Raw genomic sequence first — 7,697 nt, 5'->3', positions numbered from 1 at the left:
AAGAAGGCCAAGAGCGCGGCGTTCACGGGGACCGTTGACAGCTTCGTCAAAATTAGGCCCTGGGAAAATAGAAGCGGTATGGCCATCATTACCCATACCCAACCAAACGAGATCGGCAGGCCATTTATAAGAAGCCAATTTCTGGTCTGCGGCACGGCCAGCGGCAGCGCGGTCATCCAGATAATTTTCATCAATCAAGGAGACCAATTCAGCACCGCTATTACCGAAATGTTTGGTCAGAAGGCCAAAATTGCTTAACGGATTATCTTTGGCAACCAGACGATCATCTGTCAGCATCAAGGTTACTTTTGACCAATCGAGGTCACGGGCGGCAAGCGTCGGGAAAACCAGTTTCGGCGTAGAACCACCCGGAACAATGATTAAAGCGCGGCCTTTTTTCTCGATGGCTTGCTTGATAATAAATTCGATGTCGTCGGCAATCTGTTTTGCCATAGCTTCGACATTTTCAAATTCCCACCATTCGGCTTCGGTCATCTTCTTCTCCATTGATACCTGCTAGACATTAAGGACTATCGGCATTTATGCCTTTTGAGCAGGTTTATCTATCTCACTTACAGAACGACGTCGTCTTAGAACAGTTTCAAACTATTTTGACGACTCATTGCCAGACTATTGAGAATATCGAACTTTATTAGAACCGTAACGGCGAGGATGGAAAGCGAAGATAACAAATTGACCAAGATTATCTCTTTGACAAAAGATGATATCTGAACCCAGTTGATATAAAAAATCCGGACAACAAGCCTTTGTCTTGTCATCCGGATTTTGTCTATTTAATCCCTTTGTCTTGCGACAAAGGAAAAGGATTTAGAATTTTTCGATTAAGGCTGGCATAACTTCAAAAAGATCACCGACCAGACCGATATCGGCAATCTGGAAAATAGGGGCTTCGGGGTCGATATTGATAGCCGCAATCTTGCGGGAATCTTTCATACCAGCGAGATGTTGGATAGCGCCGGAGATGCCGACGGCGATATAGACTTCCGGTGCCACAATTTTACCAGTCTGTCCGACCTGACAATCGTTAGGAGCATATTCGGAATCGACCGCGGCGCGAGAAGCCCCTACCGCTGCATGGACACGATCAGCAAAACCTTCGATCAATTCGTGGAATTTTTCAGGCGAACCCAAAGCGCGACCGCCAGACACAACAAGAGGCGCTGTGCTGAGATCACCACGGCCGGATTGCTGTAGATCTACCGAAATAAAACGGGAAAGACCGCTATCTTCTGTAGCATCGACCGCTTCTATAGGCGCATCGCCACCTTCAGCTTTGGCCTTTTCAAAAGCCGTTGCCCGAACCGTGATAACTTTTTTGCTGTCAGCCGATTGAACTGTCGCAATGGCATTACCCGCATAAATCGGACGGCGGAAAGTATCAGGCGAAACGACCGTGATGATTTCCGATATTTGCTGGCTATCCAACAATGCCGCAACGCGAGGGGCAATATTTTTACCGTTGGAATTGGCAGAAGCGACGATCGCCTGATAGGAATCGGCTAACTTGACTACCAAAGGTGCGATATTTTCAGCCAAAGCTGAAGCATAGACGGGAGAATCAGCCAGTAGGACTTTATGCACGCCTTTAATCTTGGCGGCTTTTTCAGCAACCGCACGGACATTGTCACCAGCGACCAAGAGATCGACTTCGCTGTCAATCTGAAGAGCGGCGGTGATAGCTGACAAGCTGCCTTCGTCAAGGATATCGCCGTTATAATCAATCAGGACAAGAACGCTCATGCTCCGACTCCCCATTCTTTGAGTTTGGCTGCGAATTCTTCCACGGATTCCACTTTTTCACCCGCCTGACGCAGGGGTGGTTCTTCGACTTTTAGGGTTTTTAAACGGGGCGTGATATCAATGCCGAAGTCTTCCGGCTTTTTGATTTCAATCGGCTTTTTCCGTGCTTTGATAATATTGGGAAGCGAAACAAAGCGCGGTTCGTTCAAACGCAAATCGGAAGTAACCACTGCGGGAAGATTGAGGCTGATGGTTTCAAGGCCGCCGTCAATCTCGCGCGTAACTTCAATTTTATTATCGGCAATCGTCAATTTGGAAGCAAAGCAGCCCTGTGGCCATCCGAGTAACGCCGCCAACATTTGCCCAGTCTGATTGGAATCGTCATCAATGGCCTGTTTACCGGCAATGACCAAATCTGGTTTTTCCTGATCGACAACAGCTTTTAATAATTTAGCGACGTTGAGCGGTTCGACATTTTCTTCGGTTTCGATCAGGATGCTGCGGTCAGCCCCGATGGCCATACCGGTTTTCAACTGATCCTGTGCTTTGGAAACGCCGATAGAAACCAGAACGACTTCTTTGGCGATACCTTTTTCTTTCAGCCGAACGGCTTCTTCAACCGCGATCTCATCGAACGGGTTGAGAGACATTTTAAGATTAGAAAGATCGATTCCTGAGCCATCGGTTTTTACCCTTGGTCTCAAATTATAATCAATCACACGTTTAACGGGCACTATTACTTTCATCAGAATCTCCCTTTGCCGATTTATGAAGCATGCTGGAGTTAGTGTTACCGAAAGCTGAAATATCAGGCAGTCTGCCGGATAGCGGCTACGATTTTTTGAGCGGCATCGCCGAGATCACTGGCTGTAATAATGGGCAATCCTGAAGAGACAAGGCCAGCCTTACCTTCGTTAACATTGTTGCCTTCCAACCGAACCACCAAAGGCACGGTTATGTCCAGTTCACGAGCAGCGGCGATAATGCCTTCTGCGAGGATATCGCAACGCATAATTCCGCCAAAGATATTGACTAGAATGCCTTTGACGGAGGGATCAGAAAGAATAATCCGAAAAGCGGCAGCCACCTTTTCTTTGCTGGCACCGCCACCGACATCCAAGAAGTTGGCCGGCATCTCACCATGAAGCTGGATAATATCCATCGTTCCCATAGCAAGACCTGCACCATTGACCATGCAACCGATGCTGCCATCCAGTTTGATATAGGATAAACCAGCGTGACGGGCTTCTTGTTCCAGAGGATCAGAGGCACCCGCCTCCCCTAAGGCCGCAATATCAGGATGGCGGAACAGCGCATTGTCGTCAAAGCTGATTTTGGCATCAACCGGTAAAAGTTTGCCATCATTGGTTTCGACCAAAGGATTAATTTCAAGCAGACTCATATCCGAAGTCGTAAAGGCTTTATACAAGCTAGCGGCTAATTTGATGCCTTGTTTGAAAACATCGCCGGACAAGCCTAGCGCAAAACCAATCATCCGGCCATGATGGGGTTGGAAGCCCGTTGCTGGATCAATAGCGATACGGTGAATGGCTTCCGGTTTTTCTTTGGCGACGGTTTCGATATCCATACCGCCTTCGGGTGAAGCAACAAAAGTCACCCGTCCCGTCTGGCGATCTACCAATAAAGAAAGATAAAATTCGCGAGCAATAGAGACGGCTTCGGTAATTAACAGTTTTTCAACCGGAATACCCTGATCATCCGTCTGGGCAGTGACCAAATGCCGACCGAGCATTGATTCTGCTTGTTTTTTGACAGCAGCGATATCAGAGACCAAACGGACGCCACCACCCTCTTTCGGGGATTCACGGAAATGACCCTTACCGCGACCACCGGCTAGAATCTGGGATTTGATGACATAAGGAGAAGAGGAAAGCTGTTCTGCCGCTTTGACAGCTTCTTCTACATTGGCGGCCATATAACCGGGGACAACCGAGACACCCCGTTCATTCAAAAGAGCCATCGCCTGATATTCGTATATATTCACCTAATTCTGGCCTTTTTTACTGGATAAGACAATAGAATAGTCGTGACAAAATCAGCCGATTTTATCCGGCCATTGATCTGATTGACAGCTATGATAGTCGATAGAAAGCGGAACTTCTATAAAAACAAAATCAGGGAATAAAAGCGATGAAAGCTAAAAGAGGACGTTCGGGTGGACTTTATATTTAATTTTTCATGATGGCTTAAAAAAAAATTTACGTAAAAAATATTACATCCATAATTGAACTATCTTTTATTTTTGTTACAGGGATTAGGTGGATTTAAACGATTTGAACCGTAATAAATCTACTTTATGCGGCAATTAGCTCCATATTGCTGCATATAATCGTCAGGTGATTGAGTAAGCCCCCTTGCTCACTGGCAAAATAATGGCCGCTCCCTATTCTAGGGAGCGGCCTTTTTTATACATCGTGATAGGCAGGATTATCTGTAACAGAGAGTCACCTGCCCGAAAAAAGAATGTATAATAAACGCGTATTTCTGTTTGTTATCTTGATGGCATAGCTTTCTATCAGAAATGATAGGTTATCGATCCACGATAAGCGTTATAGGCTAAATCCTGACGACCAAAGACCGTGCCAGCTGAAATGTCGAAATCAATACGACGCCCTTTTATTTTCAGACCACCTTCAACTTCGCCCCAGTTATGATCGCTATTAGGGAGTATAAAGGCAGCATTACCACCAACAGCATTGACAAAACGAGCGGCTACTGATTGCGATGGATGCAACAATTCATGGACATAATGGGCGCTGGCATGCGGTGCCAAGGTTACGCCGCCAGTTTTGACTTCACCAGAGATATCAAAACCGGCTCTTGTCTGAACAGAATTATAAGCCTTGCGATATATTTCCAAGGCAGCGCTGCTGTCGCTTCCGTCTAAGGCACGATCGGTCAGATTGTTACCGTCGGTTTTTTGTCCTCGAACGGCGATATTCGGTGTAATAATCAAATGGGATAGATCAATATCCCGTCCTAAGACGACTTCAGCTGAACCACTGAAAGAAGAGCCTTTCTGCCTAAAATTGTAATTCAGGCTGTCAATGCTCCCTCGTCTTTTATTCGTGCTGCTGAAAACGCCGCCGCTAACCTGACCGGATAAAATTAATTTAGCCGGTAATTTATAGGAAGCGTAAAGCGTTGCTTGAGTCAGACTGGCTTTACTGGTCTGTCCGCTGGAACTGTCTCCATTCAAATTACTATAGGAAAAGCCGATACCTGCTGTCACCTTGGGAGTAGCCGCGATTTCGGCACCGCCTGCCAAAAACCAGCCATTAAAATTGTCATGACCAGACAAGCTGGAAGAGGGCATCGACTGGTTATGGCCGTTGAGATAGCCACTAGCAACAAAAGCGCTGACCGTATCGACAAATTTAACATGGGGAGACAGGGAAACCATGTCCGAGATATCTGAAGCCTGTCTTTGTCCCAAAGCACGAGAAGAGGAAGCTGAAGCAAAAGCCAAAGGCTGCCCATAGAAAGCTAAGCTACCACCCATATCTTCATGATTGATCCGATTGAGGCGTTGCCGGAAAAAACGGGTCATATTTTCGCTACCTGCACGATCTAATGCACGAATGGTAGCTTCATTTCTAGGTGCCATGGATTCAAGTGTCGATTGCAGATGAGCGGCATCCATCAAATCTAAACGCGTGTAAAGATTATCCAATCCCGTGCTATTAGCTTGGCGATTTTGATCGAGTAATTGAGCATAGGCTTTTTGTACCGAAGAATGACTATCGACGATATCTTGATAGTTATTCATCTTTATAATCGCAGTAACACTATTCTGGTCGTAGCTTAAAATCGGATTTAAAATACCTTCTGCGCTGGAAGTATGATCGAACTGTCCTGATAGGCCGTCACTGGCTGTCAGAAAGGTGAATTTATCACCGCTATGAGGTTTATAACCCGATAAAGTTGAAAAACGGACTGCGCCCCCAAGATTAGCTAAGCCGTTGATGGTGAGCTTGTCTGATGTTTGATCTGCCCCTAACCGAATGGCAAGCTGACTGCCTGAAGACAGAATAAGATTACCATTAACTGCAAGATTACCCGTCGGGGCGATAACGCCCGCCACATTGGTCAGATAGGGTGTAGTGATGCTGCCGCTACCTGTTAACAGCCCTGTGATGATGGCATAATCACCCGATGTTGCCAGCGCGCCATCAACATTCATCCAGCCATTATATTGGGTGACATCTATTAAGCTATTTAAGCGATAACCTTTTTGGATATCGAGCTTTGCCCCTGCCCCATCTATCGCAAAGCGATCAACCGTAGCATTCATATCAAGTGTGGTTGTTCCGTCAGCTGAGAGCGTAATATCAAAATAGCGTGCTTTGCTACCGCTTAATCGGTCAGATTCCTGATTATCTGGCACAAAATTACTGGCATTGGGAAGACCATTTTCCAAGCTGGCTTGGGGCAGTGCATCCTGTCCGCTGCTATTACTTCCTGTCGCTAAGGTTTTGCAATAGCGGCTGGTGCCGTTGTCGTAGCAAAGGCTACCAAATTTCGGGCTATCCCCTTTTTCTCCGGCTTCGGCCGTAGACGGAATACCGTTTACCAATTGGCCGTTGCTGTCGAGTATCTGATAATGAGGATCTACCTGACTTAACCAGTGGTCGGGATCGCTCCATTTACCGTCCCCAGCTTTGGCTATGGCGTAATGATAGGGGTTATTAGCGGCTATCCATTGCCAATAAAGATAAAGAGGCTGGTAAAAGGCAGATGTGCCATAACTGCTTTCTGCCTGACCTGAAAAATAGCGGTTGTCACCGGACAAAACGCCGATCACAACCTCTTTTGAAAAACTTTGATCCAGAATAAGGGGCCCGCCGGAATCACCGGAAGCTGTCATCCCTTCTTTCTGGAGCGCAGTATCACCGAACAAATCAATATCGTTCGGATTGCGCCCTTGCTGCCCTTTCTTCGGATCATCAAAATCAAACTGATAGAGGTTCTGTGCTGAGCCATTAGCTGTATTCGATAAAAATCCTGTGACATCATTCATAGAAGCCAAGGCACCCAATATATTTTCGGCAGAACGCCGTCGGTAATCTATGGCTTCTGTAGCGCCCGTTGAACCGATGCCGGACATCCCGTAACCACTTATCGAGACATGATAACCCGTGCCATTTTTATCCGAACTGCCGCTATTTCCGGTCAGTGGAGAAAAAAGCAGCGACCATGTCGGAACATCAGAGGCCGGTGTGTCAAGCGTAGCGGTTGCGATATCGCCATGCAGATAATTTTTGCCGGAAGGATCAATCGAGGCTGGGTTATAATTCACCTGCTCGACCGTATAAATTCCTTGCCCGACATTGGTTTGATAACGTTGCCCCGAAGATAACCAGTTTGTAACGGCGTTTTTATTATCAGCCGCAAAACCAAAGCTGACCGGTGTCCCGCCCTGCCCTGAACCATAGCTGGTCGCCGCTTCATTATTGACACAATGTGCTGCGAACAAAACGGTTCTTGGATTGATTAAAGTGCCAGTGCATGTCGTCAGATTACCGTTTTTTGTATCGGTGATCATTTGACCAATGCCTGTGAAATTAGTCTGATCCAAAATACTGTCCGGTGTTTCGTTATCATTGATAACAATAGCTTCAGCAGATGAAGGAAAAGCTAACGTAACCCCTGCCTGAATAAGAAAAGTGACCCCCGCGAGCCAAAGGCTACGCTTTGAAAGTTTTCGCTTCGTCATAATCCCCCATGCTGTTCAATAAATGACCAACTGATTTTATAAGAAAAGAAGTGTTTATTTATAAACAGCATGAAGTGTGGCTTTATTTAGGGTTTTTATTTGATATTTTTCATGATTTTATAAAATTTATTTAATTTAATAGTATTATTTTCATATCTTTCATTTTTTAAAAATTTCAATAATAGTCTTTTACATTGTT

General features: G+C 45.9%; 5 protein-coding genes. All 5 read right to left on the bottom strand.

The genetic code is table 11. The features are described from left to right. The coding region (locus LDL18_RS07970) for a 6-phosphogluconolactonase (protein WP_296508490.1) at window positions 1-495 on the bottom strand (495 nt) is incomplete at its 3' end. A 333-nt stretch (window positions 496-828) separates the two neighbouring features. Then, entirely contained in the window at window positions 829-1,761 is a 933-nt protein-coding gene (locus LDL18_RS07965) for an FAD-binding protein (RefSeq protein ID WP_296508488.1), read from the bottom strand. Beyond that, complete coding sequence (locus LDL18_RS07960) at window positions 1,758-2,507, bottom strand: electron transfer flavoprotein subunit beta/FixA family protein (protein WP_296508486.1); 750 nt, start codon at window positions 2,505-2,507, stop codon at window positions 1,758-1,760. Before LDL18_RS07960 ends, LDL18_RS07965 begins: the two co-directional genes overlap by 4 nt. 62 nt (window positions 2,508-2,569) lie before the next feature. Then, window positions 2,570-3,766: an ADP-forming succinate--CoA ligase subunit beta gene (gene sucC / locus LDL18_RS07955; protein WP_296508484.1), complete on the bottom strand. Its 1,197-nt coding sequence runs from the start codon at window positions 3,764-3,766 to the stop codon at window positions 2,570-2,572. Between the two features lie 531 nt (window positions 3,767-4,297). After that, a complete protein-coding gene (locus LDL18_RS07950; protein WP_296508482.1) occupies window positions 4,298-7,498 on the bottom strand; it encodes an autotransporter domain-containing protein in 3,201 nt (1,066 codons plus the stop codon). Between the last annotated feature and the right edge of the window lie 199 nt (window positions 7,499-7,697).

The organism is Zymomonas sp., from assembly GCF_020216885.1.
Classification (GTDB): Bacteria; Pseudomonadota; Alphaproteobacteria; order Sphingomonadales; family Sphingomonadaceae; genus Zymomonas.
This window is presented reverse-complemented; position numbering and strand designations above follow the sequence as displayed.

Excerpts from the sequence above, each read along its gene's own strand:
- LDL18_RS07965 (WP_296508488.1), bottom strand. The coding sequence starts at position 1,761 with ATGAGCGTTCTTGTCCTGATTGATTATAACGGCGATATCCTTGACGAA.
- LDL18_RS07960 (WP_296508486.1), bottom strand. The coding sequence starts at position 2,507 with ATGAAAGTAATAGTGCCCGTTAAACGTGTGATTGATTATAATTTGAGA.
- LDL18_RS07950 (WP_296508482.1), bottom strand. The coding sequence starts at position 7,498 with ATGACGAAGCGAAAACTTTCAAAGCGTAGCCTTTGGCTCGCGGGGGTC.